Origin of the sequence: Bacillus sp. FSL K6-1005 (assembly GCF_038000225.1) — a bacterium.
In the GTDB taxonomy this organism is placed as follows: Bacteria; Bacillota; Bacilli; order Bacillales; family Bacillaceae; genus Bacillus; species Bacillus mojavensis.
This window is the reverse complement of sequence record NZ_JBBOBP010000001.1, coordinates 1-17,487: the sequence shown is the minus strand read 5'-3', so window position 1 is coordinate 17,487 and position 17,487 is coordinate 1. Positions and strand designations below refer to the sequence as shown.

Sequence of the window (17,487 nt, the reverse complement as noted above, 5' to 3'; positions counted from 1 at the left end):
AAAAAAAGAGAATGTCTCGAAAGACATTCTCTTTTTTGTGTGTTATTTAGCGGCGTTTGCCGTTTCTTCCTGCTGTTGAATTTTATGAATTTCCGTATCGATCTTCTGCTTTTCCTGATCAGTCAGCTGATCGTTGAATTTGAAAGCTGACATAAACATAAACACGACTGCAACGGCAACAAACGGCCAGATGGCTTTGACAAATTTCATCTTATATCACTCCATTATTTAGAATTTAGTTTGTCACTGTGATCGACATCAAAAGTCAGTTTTCCGTCTTCTACTTCCCATGCGAAATTAGAATCTTTCGTCAGTTCGCGAATAATTGTTTTCTGTTTCAGACTGCCTTTTTTAACAGGGGCTGGTGTCGCTTCATGGATATCAATCGGCGTTACCTCAAAGTGTCCCGTTCCATTTTTCTTTAAATGATACTGCACCAGCGCACTGTCTCTAGTTCTTGTCCAGCCTTGGTCAAACACAAAGTTCCCCAGACTGTAGAAAATGACGGTGCCGTTATAGACTTCGATCGGTTCAAGGACGTGTGGGTGATGGCCGACGATAATATCAGCACCTGCATCAGACATAGCTCTTGCCAATTGGCGCTGGCGGTCATTCGGATCATTATCATACTCTTGACCCCAGTGTGACTGTACAACTACGACATCCGCATGTTTTTTCGCTTCTGAAATCATTGGGATAAAGATTTCCGGATCTGCGGGAAGTACGCCCGGTGTATTCTTTTTAGCCGCAAAACCTTTGCCGGATACATCCGTGAATCCAAGGGTTGCGATTGTTACCCCATTTACTTCTTGGTATGAGATATTCTTTTTCGCATCGCTCAAGCTGTATCCAGCCCCAACGATATCGAGGTTATGTTTTGAAAATTCTTCAAGTGTATCTTTCATACCCTGTGCGCCGTAATCCATGGCGTGGTTATTCGCGCTGTTAAGGACCGTGAAGTTCATATCCTTCAGGACTTTTACTGATTCCTTGTTTGTCTGCAGATGAATTTCTTTTTCTGCTTGCTTATAGTTCTTTTTATAGGTTACCGGGTTCTCAAAGTTTCCGGCTACGTAGTCTGATGCTTTAAAGATAGGCTCAACGTATTGGAAAATACTGCTTACCCCTTTTTGTTCCGTTACTCTTTCAACATAGCGCCCCATCATAATATCGCCTACAAATGAGGCTGAAAGAACGTCATCTGAATAGGTTTTAACCTTTGGCGTCTCTGCTTTGCCTGCCCACATAAAAGCAAACATGAGGACAAAAACGATCGGAATCGCGATAAATACGTGCTTATTGGTTTTCTTTTTTTGCTGTTTTGTCAGCTTCAGTAGCTTTTCATGAAAGCTCAGTTCTTTTTTCATCGTTTGACACACCTTACATTAAATTAAGTAGTAAACAAACATGATAGCAAAGGTCGCTCCGCTCAATAGCAGCGTGCTTCCGAACGTAATCGTTAATCCTTGTTTTTGAATGGTATTGGCAATTAAACCCGGTACGATAATGCCGATTCCTCGAAATTCTGCGATTTCAAATGGCACAATCGGGTATAGAAAATCAAAGGCAATTTTCAGGACGATCCCTGTAATCAGCATGGCAGCGAATTTTCTGCGTCCATACAAAATCATAAACTTGGATAAACCGAATTTCACAATGACATAGGTGAGCAAGCTGACTAACAATACGAGTAAGATGAAGACCGGCTGATTAAACACAAGTCCTAAATATCCCGGTACAACAAGCCCTGCCGGCACAATCCCTGTTTTTTCCGCAAAAATTAAACTGAGTAGTACACCTAAAATTAGTGCAATGTATAAATCTGATCCGAACATGTCTGCATTTCCTCCTAGCTTACGAGCTGCTTAACCTTGTATTCGTGGATTTTTTCAATTAATGGCTCTGCGGCACCATGAATGTTGCCGACGCCATATATGACACGGTTGTGCATTCTTTTCTTTAACAGTTCCATAATTTCTTCCGTTGATTTGTACTCTAAATCATGCAGTTTGTCTGCAGGAATTTTACCTTCTTCATATGCTTTTACAATTGGTTCTGTTGTTTCACCGATTAAGATCAGTTCACTTGCTTCAATATAAGGCAATACGTCATTTGCGAATTGCTGTGTCCGATCCACACGGTCTGCGCGGCAGTTCATAATGATGATCGGATCATCGGTCGGGTAACCGATTTCTTTTACACGTTTCCATATATTCAAAGTAGAAGAAGCGTCGTTTGCGGCAAACCCATTAACAAAGTGCCCAGGCTCGCTCGGACTGATCAGCGGAAGAATTCTCATTGCTCCCGGATCTGGCGGCGCATTCAGCATTCCTTTAAACGCTGTTTCTTCATCAATGCCGAGTGCTTGAGCCACACCCAGTGCGAGAGAAGCATTATCAGGGAATACCATATATTCAAATTTACGAAGATATTCATCAGTAATTTTCGAGTTATCAGCAATGATGACTTTTGTGTTACGCTCTTTGGCTTTTTGTTTAAAGAACTCGGTATATTCACTATCTGTAATGACAAGATGGCCATTATAAGGAATAGTAGCCGTAAACGCTTCTGCAATTTCATCAAGTGTTGGCCCCATAACATCCATATGATCTTCCAGCACGTTTACGATGACGCCGATATTGGCTTGAAGAAGTTCTTCCTGAAAGATAATTTGATAGTCCGGATTAACGGCCATACATTCACTGACGAGGGCGTTGGCTCCTCTATCTACCGTTTCTCTCATGACTTCTTTTTGTTCGCCGATATTGGGTCCTTGGGGTTTCCGTTTAATTGGCTTTTCCTCCGGTGTATCCCAATAGATCATTCTTGCGTCCGTTCCTGTCGTTTTTCCGACAGTTTTGTAACCGGCTTCTATTAATATTCCGGTTGTCAGCCTTGTCACAGTGGACTTTCCTCGGATGCCGTTAATATTCACTCGAACAGGGAGGGCATCAATGTTTTTCTGATGTCGCCGTTTTTCTAATATTCCGATGACCAGTATGACAGCACAGGCTATAATGAGTAACCACATTGCTTATCGACATCTCCTTCTATATTGTTGTAAATTCATTCATCAGTATATAGAATCACTATGAATTCTCAATCGGCATTATGTAACATAATCTCCCCTAATCTACTGAGCCAAACTTCTCTTTTGAAAGAGATTTTATACCCACAAGCCGTTTTCTTTTTTTGGAAATTGACAGGACTTACATCTTATCGATTTTTTTAACACCAAAAAGGAATGCGCTTTCATTTACCAAATGATTTCCTTCTAGACGTTTAGTCACACCTTGAATGTTCAGTTTAATATGCATTTCAAATCAATCTTTTTTCCAGCCCGGTATATCAGGCTTTTGCTGATACAATGCATGTTTCCAGTTCTTATGAACACAAAATTATATTTGCCTGTTTCTTAAGGATAAGGTCATAATGTCATCCTTTCTGCACGGAATAGACAATATTAGGCCCATACCAAATTGACTACTGGCCCCGGCAATAAAAACGGCAAACAAACAGGTCCAGGTTCTCTAACATAATTAAACATTTTCTGGGCGGATAGTCTTTTCTGTTTTATCCTATTTACAGGTCTAAACGCATGACTTTGAAACAATTTTAATAAAACTTAATATTCGTTCATGAAAAGTTCATCCAGATTTGTGAAGACTTTGTCAAAAAAAACCGTGATTACCTTTACATTCTCGTATTTATACACCATTTACAGTTTGGTTTGCTATATCGCCATGGTTTATTTTTTTCTTATTGCCAATAACGAAATGTCATGATAATCTATCTATGTAAACGGTTACACAAGCGAGGAGGAGCTGTGTTGGCTACAATTAAAGATGTCGCGGGAGCAGCGGGCGTCTCGGTTGCAACGGTCTCCCGCGTCCTGAATGACAACGGCTATGTACATGAAGAAACGAGGACACGTGTGATGGCCGCCATGGAGAAGCTGAACTATTATCCGAATGAAGTCGCCAGGTCTCTTTATAAAAGAGAATCCAGGCTGATCGGGCTTTTGCTTCCGGATATTACGAACCCTTTCTTCCCCCAGCTTGCCCGCGGCGCGGAGGATGAATTGAACCGGGAAGGCTATCGGCTTATTTTTGGCAACAGTGACGAGGAATTAAATAAAGAACTTGAATACCTTCAAACCTTTAAACAAAATCATGTCGCAGGTATTATTGCTGCAACAAATTATCCTCATCTTGAAGAATACAGCGGGATTGATCAGCCAGTCGTTTTCCTGGACAGAACACCTGAAGGCGCTCCTTCTGTATCCAGTGACGGACATACCGGGGGAAAATTAGCAGCAGAAGCAATCGTTCATGGAAAAAGCAAACACATTACGCTCCTGAAGGGTCCTGCTCACTTGCCGACTGCCCAAGACCGCTTTCACGGCGCTTTAGAGGTATTACAGCAGGCTGGTGTTGATTTTCAAATCATCGAGACGGCGTCCTTTTCTTTTAAGGATGCACAAGCACTGGCAAAGGAGCTGTTTGCCATATATCCTGAGACAGACGGAATAATTGCCAGTAATGATATTCAAGCAGCGGCTGTTTTGCATGAAGCTTTGCGGCGCGAAAAAAAAGTGCCTGAGGATATTCAAATTATCGGCTACGATGACATTCCCCAAAGCGAGCTGCTGTTTCCGCCGCTGTCAACAATTAAACAGCCGGCATATGACATGGGTAAAGAAGCGGCGAAACTGCTTTTGAGCATCATAAAAAAACAGCCGCTCGCAGAAACGGCGATTCAAATGCCCGTCATGTATATAAGAAGAAATACGACAAGAAAGGAAGAAAAGGATGCGTAATATTTGTGTGATTGGAAGCTGTTCTATGGATTTAGTGGTCACCTCAGACAAACGCCCAAACGCGGGCGAAACTGTACTGGGTACTTCATTTCAAACTGTGCCGGGCGGTAAAGGGGCGAATCAGGCTGTTGCCGCTGCCAGACTTGGCGCAAATGTTTTTATGATTGGCAAGGTCGGTGACGATCATTATGGAACAGCCATCATGAATAATTTAAAAGCAAACGGTGTTCACACCGACTATATGGAACCGGTTACACATAAAGAAAGCGGCACCGCCCACATCGTGCTTGCCGAAGGTGATAACAGCATCGTCGTCGTTAAAGGCGCAAATGATGAGATCACCCCATCTTATGCGATAGACGCTCTCGAAAAGCTTGAAAATATCGATATGGTCCTGATTCAGCAGGAAATCCCGGAAGAAACAGTTGATGAGGTGTGCAGATACTGCCATTCTCACGACATCCCGATCATGCTTAACCCGGCACCGGCCCGCCCGCTGAAGCAGGAAACCATTGACCATGCCACCTATCTTACGCCGAATGAACACGAGGCGGAGATCTTATTCCCGGAGCTGACGGTTTCTGAAGCATTGGCGCTTTATCCGGCGAAGCTCTTTATCACTGAAGGCAAACAAGGCGTGCGCTATTCAGCCGGCAGCAAAGAGCGGATCATCCCTTCCTTCCCTGTTGAGCCTGTCGATACGACCGGAGCAGGTGATACGTTTAACGCGGCTCTTGCAGTGGCTCTGGCGGAGGGTAAAGATATTGAAGCTTCATTACGGTTCGCAAACCGCGCCGCTTCCCTATCTGTATGTTCCTTCGGCGCTCAAGGCGGAATGCCATCCAGAAAAGAAGTAGAGGAGCTGCTGTCATGAAAAAACACGGTATTTTGAACAGTCATCTTGCCAAGCTATTGGCTGACCTTGGCCATACTGACAAAATTGTTATCGCTGATGCAGGGCTGCCCGTTCCTGACAGCGTTCTGAAAATTGATCTCTCACTGAAGCCGGGTTTCCCGGCTTTCCGGGATGTAGCCGCAGTGCTGGCAGATGAAATGGCCGTTGAAAAGGTGATTGTCGCATCCGAAATAAAGGTGTCCAATCCAGAGAATGCGAGTTTTATAGAAACCCTTTTTTCTGAAGAGGCAGTCGACTGCCTTCCCCACGAGGAATTTAAGGAGCTGACCAAAGAAGCTAAAGCTGTCATACGAACAGGAGAATTCACACCATACGCCAACTGCATCCTGCAGGCGGGTGTGCTTTTCTAGAAAGGAGGATCGATATGCAAATCGAAATGAATGACATTCATAAAGCATTCGCGAAAAACCAGGTGCTTTCAGGTGTATCCTTCCAGCTCAAGCCTGGCGAAGTTCATGCATTGATGGGAGAAAACGGTGCCGGCAAGTCCACCCTGATGAACATCCTGACTGGTCTGCACAAACTGGACAAAGGTCGGATCACCATAAATGGCAACGAGACGTATTTCTCCAACCCAAAGGAAGCCGAGCAGCACGGAATCGCCTTCATCCATCAGGAACTGAATATTTGGCCGGACATGTCCGTTCTTGAGAATCTATTTATCGGAAAAGAAATGTCAACGAAATTTGGTATTTTACAAACAAGAAAAATGAAAGCGCTAGCAAAAGAGCAATTTGATAAACTATCCGTCTCTCTTTCTCTTGATCAAGAAGCAGGTGAATGCTCCGTCGGACAGCAGCAGATGATTGAAATTGCAAAAGCGCTCATGACAAATGCGGAGGTAATCATAATGGATGAACCTACCGCGGCTTTGACTGAACGGGAAATCAGCAAGCTGTTTGACGTCATTACGGCTTTAAAAAAGAACGGTGTTTCCATTGTATACATTTCACATCGAATGGAAGAAATTTTCACGATTTGCGACAGGATCACCATCATGCGTGACGGTAAAACGGTCGATACAACAAACATTTCAGAAACCAATTTTGACGAGGTCGTGAAAAAAATGGTCGGACGTGAGCTGACGGAACGATACCCTAAACGCGTCCCTTCACTCGGAGACAAAATATTCGAGGTGAAAAACGCCTCCTCAAAAGGGCGCTTTGAAGATATCAGCTTTTATGTCCGTTCCGGTGAAATTGTCGGCGTTTCCGGTTTAATGGGAGCCGGACGTACAGAAATGATGAGAGGGCTGTTCGGCATTGACCGGCTCGATTCGGGAGAAATTTGGATTGCAGGAAAAAAGACTGCTATTAAGAATCCGTATGATGCTGTGAAAAAAGGGCTCGGCTTCATTACGGAAAACCGCAAAGATGAAGGATTGCTGCTCGACACATCCATTCGTGAAAATATTGCGCTGCCCAATTTGGCCAGTTTTTCTCCAAAGGGCATCATTGATTACAAGCGGGAAGCAGAGTTTGTAGACCTTCTCATAAAACGCCTGACCATCAAAACGGCTTCACCGGAAACGCACGCGCGACAATTGTCCGGCGGCAACCAGCAAAAGGTCGTGATTGCAAAATGGATCGGCATCGGCCCAAAAGTGCTCATATTGGATGAGCCGACAAGAGGCGTGGATGTAGGCGCCAAACGGGAAATTTATACGCTGATGAATGAGCTCACTGACCGCGGTGTCGGCATCATTATGGTGTCATCAGAGCTGCCGGAAATACTCGGAATGAGTGACAGAATCATCGTTGTCCATGAAGGCAGAATCAGCGGAAACATTGAAGCGCGTGAAGCGACACAAGAACGAATTATGACACTTGCCACGGGAGGGCGGTAACATGAAAACGGAACAACTGAAGCAATCAGAAAAAAAACAGATTCACTTTGATGGCGTCATGCAGAAGCTCGGCCCGTTTCTCGGTTTATTTATTCTCGTTATGATCGTATCAATTTTAAACCCGAGCTTCCTAGAGCCTCTAAATATTTTAAACCTGCTTCGGCAGGTGGCGATTAACGGCTTGATCGCATTCGGCATGACCTTCGTTATTTTAACTGGGGGCATTGATCTTTCTGTCGGGGCTATTCTCGCCCTGTCCAGTGCCTTAGTCGCGGGGATGATTGTATCTGGTGTCGACCCGATACTCGCCGTCATCATAGGCTGCCTGATTGGCGCTCTGCTCGGGATGATCAACGGATTGTTAATCACAAAAGGGAAAATGGCCCCTTTCATTGCGACACTTGCGACCATGACTGTGTTCCGCGGACTTACTCTTGTGTATACAGACGGAAACCCGATCACAGGGCTTGGCACTCATTATGCCTTTCAGCTGTTCGGCCGCGGTTATTTCTTAGGAATTCCTGTACCGGCGATTACAATGGTTCTCGCCTTTGTTATCCTTTGGGTGATGCTTCACAAAACGCCGTTCGGGCGCCGGACATACGCAATTGGCGGCAATGAAAAAGCGGCGCTCATTTCAGGCATAAAAGTCACACGTGTAAAAGTCATGATTTACGCTTTAGCCGGTCTATTATCCGCCCTTGCCGGCGCGATTTTGACTTCCCGCCTCCACTCAGCACAGCCGACAGCTGGAGAATCATATGAACTGGATGCCATTGCGGCGGTTGTCTTAGGCGGAACGAGTCTATCCGGGGGCCGCGGGCGCATTATCGGAACGTTAATTGGGGTGCTGATCATCGGCACACTCAATAATGGTCTCAACTTGCTTGGCGTCTCATCATTTTATCAGCTGGTTGTTAAAGGGATTGTCATTTTAATCGCGGTATTATTAGACCGCAAAAAGTCAGCATAGGAGGGTTTTACATGAAAAAGGCTGTATCCGTCATTTTGGCACTGTCACTGTTTGTATTGAGCGCCTGTTCGCTTGAGCCTCCCCAATGGGCGAAGCCGTCAAACTCAGATAATAAAAAGGAATTTACCATCGGCTTGTCGATCTCAACGCTTAACAATCCCTTTTTTGTCTCTTTAAAAAAGGGAATTGAAAAAGAAGCGAAAAAGCGCGGAATGAAGGTCATCATCGTCGATGCACAAAATGATTCCTCCAAGCAAACAAGTGATGTGGAGGACTTAATTCAGCAGGGCGTCGATGCGCTGTTAATTAATCCGACTGATTCATCAGCTATTTCAACGGCAGTAGAGTCTGCAAATTCGATTGGTGTGCCTGTCGTCTCAATTGACCGTTCCGCTGAACAAGGCAAAGTGGAAACCCTCGTGGCTTCAGACAATGTAAAAGGCGGAGAAATGGCCGCAGAGTTCATCGCAGACAAGCTTGGAAATGGAGCTAAGGTGGCGGAGCTTGAAGGCGTCCCAGGTGCATCCGCTACACGGGAACGCGGTTCAGGCTTTCACAAAATCGCGGATCAAAAGCTGGACGTTATCACAAAACAATCAGCTGACTTTGACCGCACTAAAGGGCTGACCGTCATGGAAAACTTACTTCAAGGACACCCGGATATCCAAGCGGTTTTCGCTCATAATGATGAAATGGCGCTTGGAGCTCTCGAAGCGATTAACAGCTCCGGTAAAGACATTTTAGTCGTCGGTTTTGACGGAAATAAGGATGCGATTTCTTCTATTAAAGACGGTAAGCTCTCTGCCACTGTCGCTCAGCAGCCTGAATTAATCGGTAAACTGGCAACGGAAGCAGCAGATCAGATTTTACATGGAAAGAAAGTAAAGAAAACAATATCAGCGCCGCTTAAGCTGGAAACGAAAAAATAATGCAAAGGATCAGATCTTATCTGATCCTTTTTTATGTTTAGCAACCGGCCAAAACGTGAAAGGGATAATAGAAATGATTATTTCTCTTATGTGAGGAGAGGAACGCAATGTACAAATCCACGAAAATATTGTCTACACTTGCACTTGCAGCTGGAATAACTGCCGCTTCTGCTGGCGGTGCAAACACAATTCATGCACAACAGCCAGTAACAAACGTAAGCATTGATGATTTATACAGCTACCCGATTGATTCATACTTGGTTTCAGCAGAGGCTCTGAATGTCAGAACAAAGGCCTCCGCTACAAGCTCTAAAGCCGATACACTTCACCTGGGCGACAGCTTAAAGCTCATTTCGTTTTCAAACGCTGATTGGGCAAAGGTTCATTACAAAAACGGAAAGACAGGCTTTGTCTCCACTCATTACATTGTAAAGGCAGCAACAACGGTAAAAACCAAAACAAAAACGAAAGCATATACATCTGCTGAAGGAAAAAGCATCAAGACACTCCCCGCTAACACAAGCGTATCTTTTTTAGGCTGGAGTAAAACAAAAAAAGGCGGCTTTGACTTTGATTGGGTCTATGTAGATTACGGCGGTAAGACAGGTTATATCAAAACAAAGGACCTGCAAATGACAAAATAACCAAAAGGGATTCCGTTTACAGAACGGAATCCCTTTTTTCTTCGCTAATTATGGATTGAATTGTCGCATTCAAAATATTTCTCAGGAAATATTGTCGTCTGCTATGTCGAAACCTATACATGATCAACAGCATTTTTGTTTACGTTAAGGGATGGAGGTGGAAAAATGGATCAATTTGAAGCTGCATATGACTCGTATAAATCCAAACAAACAAATATCGATCAGCCAGTTGATACGTCCGGAAAAGAAGAAATTATCGCGGTCAGAAGAAATGAGGAAGACAATATTATCGCGGTGAAAACGAACGCAGGAAGAGAACTGGACTATCCCACTGCGCTATCAGAAGCAAAAGCGGGGAAGCTCGCTCACGTTGATGTATTTCATAAATACGGACGTGACATTTTACGAAGTGAGCCAGACGGCATTAAGGATAACAACCTATCTGAATTACCCGATTTTTAATAGAGAAAGCCCTGTCCCACACCGGACAGGGCTTTTCTTTTTAAGAAAAAGGCTGCTGGATATAATCTGCTAACCGTTTTGCACTGATTGCAATATCCTCAGCATTTGCGTATTTCACACCATAAAACACATATGGCGGAAGATATGTCATGCCAATCAGATTGCTTGTCGCCTGAAACGGCTTCAGGAGCTCACTGATCGAATAATGGTTCCCTCCGCCTGCCTGATACTTTTCTGCTTCGCTACCTGTGGAAACAGCCAGCATCAGCTCTTTGCCATGCAGAGCTTTCCCTTCTGACCCGAAGGCCCAGCCGTATGTCAGCACAAGATCCTGCCATTTTTTAAGAAGCGGTGGAGAGCTGTACCAATAAAGCGGAAATTGGAAAACAATCCGATCGTATTGCTCGCACAGCTGCTGCTCTTTGGCAACATCGATGGCTTCATCCGGATATTCCTTATAAAGCTCCCGTACAGTGATATTGTCATGTTTACTTAATTCCTCTACCCACGCCTTATTGACGACTGAGGTATCCATTTGCGGATGAACAGCCAAAACCAGTACTTTCAAGGAGACCCACACCTTTATCGTTTTAATGTTATTTTAACTAAAATCAGGTAAAGTGCCAAATGAAAAGAAAGCCCTGCACATGTGCGGGCTTTCTTTTTTTATTCCGGGCTTCCTTCAGTGGTTTCGATATCTTTGGCGAAATCCGGGTTATCCAGATTCGCATTAAAGAAATCTGCTGTATTTGGAAGTCTGAGATTCATGTTCATTTTTTGAGAGATCGTCACCGTGCAATCCTCAAGCACATAATCAAAGACGTGTCCGCCTGTATTTCGTCCTTCGTCAATGAAGTGCAGGTGATAGCCAGAAACAGCGATTCCGTTCGCATAAGCAGGAGTCAAGAAACCAACGATTGTCCCTCTGATGTTGTCAAAGTTGAAAATCGGTTGTGTTTTGACCGCTTCAACCATTGGCACATAAGGTTTTTCTTGCAGTTCTACCGTTCTTGTCTGCACTTTTTTAAACAATCCATCAATACGGATGGCATAAAATAGGTTTTTACTTGGCAGAATGCTATTGATTTCTTTTTCAAATTCTTCACGTGTCATTTTCGCATCAATTTTATGCGTCATGTCCGGTGTAAAGAACGTAAATGAGCAGAACGGAGAGCGGTCTCCGCTTTGCACCGGTGTCGCAGTGCCGTCGGAACGAAGACGATAAAATTCGCCGTCAAACCCAATCAGCTCTCCATCAAGCTTGTTAAAGGTTCCGATACCGAAGTCACCGTATTTCGGAATATCTGACAGTTCAAAATCGCCGTCATATACTCCGTCTAAAAGAGAAGTCATTGTTGATACTTGATAAATTTGGCTCACGGGCTGTTCTTTTTTGCCGCGGCTCAGCATTTGAATATTGCTTTCGTGTTTCATATTCCCTTCACTCCTTTAGTAATGTGCTGTTCTTCGAAAACAGTGTCTTGGTGCGCAGAGTGCTAGAGAGCTTTTGTTTTCATCAGTTCTCCAAATTCTTTTGGGAGCTTGTCACTCGCTAAATTAACGTTATCACTGTAGTCAACTGGGACATCAATGATAACAGGGCCTTCAGCATTCATGGCTTGACGCAGAACACCTTCCAGCTGGTCTGGTGATTCGACACGCAAACCGGTTGCCCCGAAGCTTTCCGCATATTTCACGATATCAATGTTTCCAAACTCGACTGCAGATGTACGATTGTATTTTTTCAATTGCTGGAATGCAACCATGTCATATGTGCTGTCGTTCCATACAATGTGTACAATTGGAGCTTTTAAGCGCACCGCTGTCTCTAACTCCATTGCTGAGAATAAGAAACCGCCGTCACCAGAGACAGAAACGACTTTTTCACCCGGTTTCACTAATGAAGCACCGATTGCCCACGGAAGCGCAACACCAAGTGTTTGCATACCGTTACTGATCATTAATGTTAACGGCTCATAGCTGCGGAAATAACGGGACATCCAAATCGCGTGTGAACCGATATCGCATGTCACTGTGACGTTATCATCGACTGCATTTCGTAATGCTTTAACGATTTCAAGAGGATGCAGTCTGTCTGATTTCCAATCTGCAGGCACCTGCTCTCCCTCATGCATATATTCTTTTAGATCAGAAAGGATTTTTTGCTCACGTTCCGCAAAATCCACTTTTACAGCATCATGTTCGATATGATCCAAAGTAGATGGGATATCCCCGATCAATTCAAGCTCAGGCTGGTAAGCATGATCAATGTCAGCCAGAATCTCATCCAGATGGATAATCGTCCGGTCTCCATTGACATTCCAGAATTTCGGATCGTATTCAATTGGGTCATAGCCGATTGTCAAAACAACATCAGCCTGCTCAAGCAGCAGATCGCCCGGCTGGTTGCGGAATAAACCGATACGGCCGAAATATTGATCCTCTAAATCTCTCGTAAGAGTGCCGGCAGCCTGAAATGTTTCTACGAATGGAAGCTGAACCTTTTTCAAAAGCTTGCGAACCGCTTTGATCGCTTTAGGTCTTCCGCCTTTCATTCCGACTAGAACCACAGGAAGTTTTGCTGTTTGGATTTTCGCGATAGCAGCACTGATTGCATCATCAGGTGCAGGACCAAGTTTTGGCGCTGCCACTGCACGTACGCTTTTGGTGTTTGTGACTTCATTCACAACATCTTGCGGAAAGCTCACAAAAGCGGCCCCAGCCTGACCTGCTGACGCTGCTCTAAATGCATTTGTAACAGCTTCCGGTATGTTTTTTACGTCTTGAACCTCTACACTGTATTTTGTAATCGGCTGAAATAACGCCGCATTATCCAATGATTGATGAGTTCGTTTTAAACGATCGGCACGGATAACGTTCCCAGCAAGCGCAACGACAGGGTCACCTTCAGTGTTTGCAGTCAGCAGTCCCGTTGCCAGGTTAGAAGCACCCGGTCCTGATGTGACTAAAACGACTCCCGGTTTTCCAGTTAAACGGCCTACAGCCTGCGCCATAAATGCTGCATTTTGTTCATGCCGTGCAACAATGATCTCTGGCCCTTTATCTTGTAAAGCGTCAAATACCGCATCAATTTTTGCACCTGGAATGCCAAATACATGTGTGACACCTTGCTCCGCTAAGCAATCAACAACAAGCTCCGCCCCTCTGTTTTTCACAAGGGATTTTTGTTCTTTTGTTGCTTTTGTCAACACCCTCACTCCTTATTATGCATTTTAAACATAAAAATTTAAATAAATCTTGTGATACGTTTCACTATACACTCTTTGGAAATTGACCTCCAATATCAATTCGACTTATGATTAATATGTATTACGAATTATTAACCTACGAAAGGAATGCATGATTGATGGAGCTTCGCCACCTTCAATACTTTATCGCAGTTGCCGAAGAGCTTCATTTCGGAAAAGCTGCGCTTCGGCTGAACATGACACAGCCTCCCCTCAGCCAGCAGATTAAACAGCTGGAAAAAGAAGTCGGGGTGACGCTACTGAAGAGGACAAAACGATTTGTGGAGCTAACCGCAGCCGGAGAAATATTTTTAACTCACTGCCGTACGGCTTTGATGCAAATTGATCAAGCGATTGAACTGGCACAGCGTACGGCTCGCGGCGAGCACGGCCATCTCGTTATCGGTTTTGTCGGATCAGCTACATATGAATTTCTGCCGCCGATTGTCCGGGAATACCGTAAAAAATTCCCATCAGTAAAAATTGAATTACGGGAAATATCCTCATTTAGGCAGCAGGATGAGCTACTAAAGGGAAACATTGATATTGGTATACTTCATCCTCCGTTGCAGCATACAGCATTACATACTGAAATCGCCCAAAGCAGTCCTTGTGTTTTAGCTTTGCCTAAACAACACCCGTTAACATCTAAGGAAGCCATTACAATTGAAGATTTGAGAGATGAACCGATTATTACTGTAGCCAAGGAAGCATGGCCTACTTTATACATTGATTTCATCCAATTTTGTGAGCAGGCTGGCTTTAAACCAAACATTGTACAGGAAGCGACTGAATATCAAATGGTCATTGGGTTAGTCAGCGCCGGCATCGGGATTACATTTGTACCTTCCTCAGCTAAAAAGTTATTTAACTTGGATGTGACTTATCGAACAATAGATAAAATACAGCTGAATGCCGAATGGGTTATCGCCTATCGCAAAGACAATCAAAATCCGCTTTTAAAGCAATTTATTAATATTTCAAATTGTCAGCAGTTAAGAACTAAAGAGAGTGATGCAAGTACCTGAAATGATACTTGCGAACTCTTTTTTCTTTTGGGATTCTCATGGAATTTTAATTAATATAATATAATCGCTTAGTACAACTTCTTATCGGTATACGTATACATACAGTACAAATAGTTGGCAAGGATACTAGTAAGCGCATGACAATCGTTTGATGTTAAGAATGATAGATAGAGAGGTGACATATATTACACAGTTCACGAGTATATTAACATTGCTCGCTTTTTTCATAACAATGCTTTTTATTTTCTGGAGACCGAAAGGGTTAAATGAAGCTATCCCCGCAACAATAGGCGCTTTCATGGTGATATTATGCGGAAGTGTGTCATTGACAGACTTAGGAGAAATAGGATCAAAAGTCACAGGTGCATCGGTCACAATTCTTGCCACTATGATCATGGCCATTGCATTGGAAAGTTTCGGGTTCTTTTATTGGGTGGCCGCCAAGCTGCTCCAACAATCCAGGGGATCAGGCATCAAGCTTTTTTGGTTAACCAATTCACTTTGCTTTTTAATGACCATTTTCCTAAATAATGATGGGAGCGTTTTGATCACAACCCCCATCCTTTTGCTGGTTTTAAAATATTTAGGTTTGAAAAAACATCAAAAAACCCCTTATTTAATAAGCGGCGTTTTAATAGCTACAGCCTCCAGCGCACCGATTGGCGTAAGTAATATTGTAAATTTAATTTCTCTCAAAATGATTGGCATGGATCTATATCTGCACACTGCCATGATGTTTGTCCCTAGTATGATGGGACTCCTTTTTATGGCTTGTCTACTGTTTATTTTCTTTTATAAACGTCTTCCTAAAAGCCTGCCGGATATACCGAACCATTTTCAGTCTCTGCAACATAGAAGGTACCATCCCCTTTATTCGCCATCAGCTCCATTACCAAAACGAAATCAAACAAAAATAATGTTATTTGTACTCGCATTTGTTTTTCTCGTCAGAATCAGCTTATTTGCCGCGTCATATACCGGTATCTCCGTTCCTCTTGTCGCTGTCATCGGATCGATTATCCTTTTGGCATGGAGATGGGTTTATTTCAAAACCTCTCCTAAAGACTTGTTATACAAATCACCTTGGCACATTTTTATTTTCGCTTTTACTATGTATGTCCTCATTTATGGGCTGCACAATATTGGATTTACTGAATTACTTGTCAATTATTTTGAACCAATGGTTTCTGGAAGCCTCTCCTACGCTACTTTCGTATCAGGTATCTCTACCTCTGTTTTTTCGAATCTATTCAACAACCATCCGGCTTTAATGATCAGTACTTTTACTTTAACGGAAATGAGCCTGAATCCTTCAACAGCAAAAATCATCTACTTGGCAAATATTATTGGGAGTGATATTGGTTCCTTATTATTACCTATAGGAACATTAGCAACACTTATTTGGATGCATATATTAAAACAGCATGATGAAAGTATTTCCTGGGGTGAATATTTAAAAACGACCATATTAATCATTCCGCTGACTGTTCTTTTTACGCTGACATGTTTATATTTTTGGATCAGTTGGTTATTTCTTTAGCAGAGTATGATGAAACAAAAAACTGCCTTCTGCTATTCGAGGGCAGTTTATTTTCAGTATAGGCTGCGCTAGGGGAGATGCATTGTCTTTAGGTGATTTAACTTCCAAATGATTGACTCTCCGCTTGCGTTAATAAGCTCAATGATATTATTAGACACATCTTTTAATAGACCGACTTTTTCTGGCACTTCCCCCATATCAAATATAACCAATTGGCCAACATATTTTTTGATCTGCTCCTCGAAATTACGCACAAGTGAAACACTGGAAGGAACGACGGGCAATTGAGAGTTATCAAGAGTGTACGGCGTTTGTTCTGTTGAATAAGGGGTAAACCATTTTAAGTGATGCATAGATATGAAAAGTGTTTTAAATACAGGTGAAAAAAATACAATATAATCATTTAAAACACTAGTAACATATCCATGTATTGACCGATCCCCCGTTACATAAATTTCAATAAATTTACCTTTCACCTTGTTTAATGTGTTTCTATAAGAAAAACTATTATTTTCCGCCTGCATCATTGTATCTTCCGGATCTATTAAAATTGGTTTCTCAGTATTCGTATTTATTGCTTTGTTCATTTGATGAAGATGCAGCAAGGGAATATAAAGATAATTACAGCCATCAAATATAACAAAAATATCCTGTCCAATATCTATAAGTGTGCCAACAAATCTTGTATCTCCTGAAATGACAACCTCAACATCTGTGTCAAGAAATTGATTCAAACCTTTCACCATTCTCCCCCTTTAATTGAATGAAAAAGGGCATCACTTTATCTGATGCACCTTCATTATCTATTAAAATTTGCGCTTCCAATGATAGTCTATTGTTTTAACAATCGTTTCATAGCTATAATCTTCCTTTTGGCTTCCGGTACGATGAAAATCAGAAGATCTTGATGACCGATATGATTTGGACGAACTTTTGGTGTCTGATGAACGATCATATGTTGACGATTGATAATCTGAAGATCTTGGTGATCGATATGATTTGGACGAACTTTTGGAATCTGATGAACGATCATATGTTGACGATTGATAATCTGAAGATCTTGGTGACCGATATGATTTGGA

General features: G+C 42.9%; 18 protein-coding genes and 1 pseudogene. 10 read left to right on the top strand and 9 right to left on the bottom strand.

From position 1 onward, the window contains the following. Positions 1-42: 42 nt before the first annotated feature. The 4 genes from edmS to pgsB are packed head-to-tail and all read right to left on the bottom strand — an operon-like array spanning position 43 to position 3,031. Positions 43-210 carry an extrachromosomal elements maintenance protein EdmS gene (edmS, locus tag NST16_RS00095; protein ID WP_010332114.1) on the bottom strand — a complete coding sequence of 56 codons (168 nt, stop codon included), beginning with the start codon at positions 208-210 and terminating at the stop codon, positions 43-45. A 14-nt stretch (positions 211-224) separates the two neighbouring features. Then, the gene (gene pgsA / locus NST16_RS00090; protein ID WP_168748903.1) at positions 225-1,367 is read right to left on the bottom strand and encodes a capsular polyglutamate synthetase PgsA; all 1,143 of its coding nucleotides are present in this window, start codon (positions 1,365-1,367) and stop codon (positions 225-227) included. Positions 1,368-1,385: 18 nt separating this feature from the next. Further along, on the bottom strand, positions 1,386-1,835 hold the full coding sequence (pgsC, locus tag NST16_RS00085; protein WP_010332116.1) for a poly-gamma-glutamate biosynthesis protein PgsC: 450 nt from the start codon (positions 1,833-1,835) through the stop codon (positions 1,386-1,388). 14 nt (positions 1,836-1,849) lie between these two features. Further along, positions 1,850-3,031, bottom strand: coding sequence for a poly-gamma-glutamate synthase PgsB (pgsB, locus tag NST16_RS00080; protein WP_010332117.1), 1,182 nt, complete (start codon positions 3,029-3,031; stop codon positions 1,850-1,852). Between the two features lie 798 nt (positions 3,032-3,829). On the opposite strand from pgsB, the gene NST16_RS00075 reads away from it, so the two are divergent. The 8 genes from NST16_RS00075 to NST16_RS00040 all read left to right on the top strand — a co-directional run bounded on the left by NST16_RS00075 (position 3,830) and on the right by NST16_RS00040 (position 10,589). After that, the gene (locus NST16_RS00075) at positions 3,830-4,819 is read left to right on the top strand and encodes a LacI family DNA-binding transcriptional regulator (RefSeq protein ID WP_340883349.1); all 990 of its coding nucleotides are present in this window, start codon (positions 3,830-3,832) and stop codon (positions 4,817-4,819) included. After that, positions 4,812-5,693, top strand: a complete 882-nt coding sequence (rbsK, locus tag NST16_RS00070) for a ribokinase (RefSeq protein ID WP_286059550.1) — start codon at positions 4,812-4,814, stop codon at positions 5,691-5,693. Before NST16_RS00075 ends, rbsK begins: the two co-directional genes overlap by 8 nt. Beyond that, a complete protein-coding gene (gene rbsD, locus NST16_RS00065) occupies positions 5,690-6,085 on the top strand; it encodes a D-ribose pyranase (RefSeq protein WP_010332120.1) in 396 nt (131 codons plus the stop codon). The genes rbsK and rbsD overlap by 4 nt, the downstream gene beginning before the upstream one ends. Positions 6,086-6,099: 14 nt before the next feature. Then, the gene (locus NST16_RS00060) at positions 6,100-7,581 is read left to right on the top strand and encodes a sugar ABC transporter ATP-binding protein (protein ID WP_326218485.1); all 1,482 of its coding nucleotides are present in this window, start codon (positions 6,100-6,102) and stop codon (positions 7,579-7,581) included. A 1-nt stretch (position 7,582) separates the two neighbouring features. After that, on the top strand, positions 7,583-8,554 hold the full coding sequence (gene rbsC, locus NST16_RS00055; protein ID WP_010332122.1) for a ribose ABC transporter permease RbsC: 972 nt from the start codon (positions 7,583-7,585) through the stop codon (positions 8,552-8,554). Positions 8,555-8,565: 11 nt separating this feature from the next. Then, a complete protein-coding gene (gene rbsB, locus NST16_RS00050) occupies positions 8,566-9,483 on the top strand; it encodes a ribose ABC transporter substrate-binding protein RbsB (protein WP_340883339.1) in 918 nt (305 codons plus the stop codon). Positions 9,484-9,590: 107 nt separating this feature from the next. Beyond that, positions 9,591-10,127 (top strand): SH3 domain-containing protein, encoded by a 537-nt coding sequence (locus NST16_RS00045; RefSeq protein WP_010332124.1) that lies wholly within the window; start codon positions 9,591-9,593, stop codon positions 10,125-10,127. Between the two features lie 165 nt (positions 10,128-10,292). Continuing rightward, positions 10,293-10,589 (top strand): DUF3892 domain-containing protein, encoded by a 297-nt coding sequence (locus NST16_RS00040; protein ID WP_010332125.1) that lies wholly within the window; start codon positions 10,293-10,295, stop codon positions 10,587-10,589. Between the two features lie 40 nt (positions 10,590-10,629). On the opposite strand, the gene NST16_RS00035 is transcribed toward NST16_RS00040, so the two are convergent. The 3 genes from NST16_RS00035 to alsS form a co-directional block, all read right to left on the bottom strand. After that, entirely contained in the window at positions 10,630-11,157 is a 528-nt protein-coding gene (locus tag NST16_RS00035; protein ID WP_168748912.1) for an NAD(P)H-dependent oxidoreductase, read from the bottom strand. 98 nt (positions 11,158-11,255) lie between these two features. Further along, complete coding sequence (gene budA, locus NST16_RS00030; RefSeq protein WP_010332127.1) at positions 11,256-12,023, bottom strand: acetolactate decarboxylase; 768 nt, start codon at positions 12,021-12,023, stop codon at positions 11,256-11,258. Between the two features lie 62 nt (positions 12,024-12,085). Continuing rightward, positions 12,086-13,798, bottom strand: a complete 1,713-nt coding sequence (gene alsS, locus NST16_RS00025; protein WP_340883335.1) for an acetolactate synthase AlsS — start codon at positions 13,796-13,798, stop codon at positions 12,086-12,088. Between the two features lie 158 nt (positions 13,799-13,956). Here alsS and alsR point away from each other — a divergent pair, with 158 nt between their 5' ends. Next, the gene (alsR, locus tag NST16_RS00020) at positions 13,957-14,865 is read left to right on the top strand and encodes an acetoin biosynthesis transcriptional regulator AlsR (protein WP_010332129.1); all 909 of its coding nucleotides are present in this window, start codon (positions 13,957-13,959) and stop codon (positions 14,863-14,865) included. A 211-nt stretch (positions 14,866-15,076) separates the two neighbouring features. After that, entirely contained in the window at positions 15,077-16,405 is a 1,329-nt protein-coding gene (locus tag NST16_RS00015) for an arsenic transporter (protein ID WP_268448198.1), read from the top strand. A 68-nt stretch (positions 16,406-16,473) separates the two neighbouring features. Here NST16_RS00015 and NST16_RS00010 read toward each other — a convergent pair whose 3' ends face one another. Together NST16_RS00010 and NST16_RS00005 are read right to left on the bottom strand one after the other, a co-directional pair. Next, positions 16,474-17,148, bottom strand: a complete 675-nt coding sequence (locus NST16_RS00010) for a DUF2642 domain-containing protein (protein WP_326196840.1) — start codon at positions 17,146-17,148, stop codon at positions 16,474-16,476. 63 nt (positions 17,149-17,211) lie between these two features. Continuing rightward, positions 17,212-17,487: pseudogene (locus NST16_RS00005) on the bottom strand (spore coat protein CotH); the annotation flags it as partial.

Excerpts from the sequence above, each read along its gene's own strand:
- rbsB (WP_340883339.1), top strand. The coding sequence starts at position 8,566 with ATGAAAAAGGCTGTATCCGTCATTTTGGCACTGTCACTGTTTGTATTG.
- rbsC (WP_010332122.1), top strand. The coding sequence starts at position 7,583 with ATGAAAACGGAACAACTGAAGCAATCAGAAAAAAAACAGATTCACTTT.
- pgsC (WP_010332116.1), bottom strand. The coding sequence starts at position 1,835 with ATGTTCGGATCAGATTTATACATTGCACTAATTTTAGGTGTACTACTC.
- NST16_RS00060 (WP_326218485.1), top strand. The coding sequence starts at position 6,100 with ATGCAAATCGAAATGAATGACATTCATAAAGCATTCGCGAAAAACCAG.
- alsR (WP_010332129.1), top strand. The coding sequence starts at position 13,957 with ATGGAGCTTCGCCACCTTCAATACTTTATCGCAGTTGCCGAAGAGCTT.
- NST16_RS00045 (WP_010332124.1), top strand. The coding sequence starts at position 9,591 with ATGTACAAATCCACGAAAATATTGTCTACACTTGCACTTGCAGCTGGA.
- budA (WP_010332127.1), bottom strand. The coding sequence starts at position 12,023 with ATGAAACACGAAAGCAATATTCAAATGCTGAGCCGCGGCAAAAAAGAA.
- rbsD (WP_010332120.1), top strand. The coding sequence starts at position 5,690 with ATGAAAAAACACGGTATTTTGAACAGTCATCTTGCCAAGCTATTGGCT.
- edmS (WP_010332114.1), bottom strand. The coding sequence starts at position 210 with ATGAAATTTGTCAAAGCCATCTGGCCGTTTGTTGCCGTTGCAGTCGTG.
- pgsB (WP_010332117.1), bottom strand. The coding sequence starts at position 3,031 with ATGTGGTTACTCATTATAGCCTGTGCTGTCATACTGGTCATCGGAATA.
- NST16_RS00040 (WP_010332125.1), top strand. The coding sequence starts at position 10,293 with ATGGATCAATTTGAAGCTGCATATGACTCGTATAAATCCAAACAAACA.
- pgsA (WP_168748903.1), bottom strand. The coding sequence starts at position 1,367 with ATGAAAAAAGAACTGAGCTTTCATGAAAAGCTACTGAAGCTGACAAAA.
- rbsK (WP_286059550.1), top strand. The coding sequence starts at position 4,812 with ATGCGTAATATTTGTGTGATTGGAAGCTGTTCTATGGATTTAGTGGTC.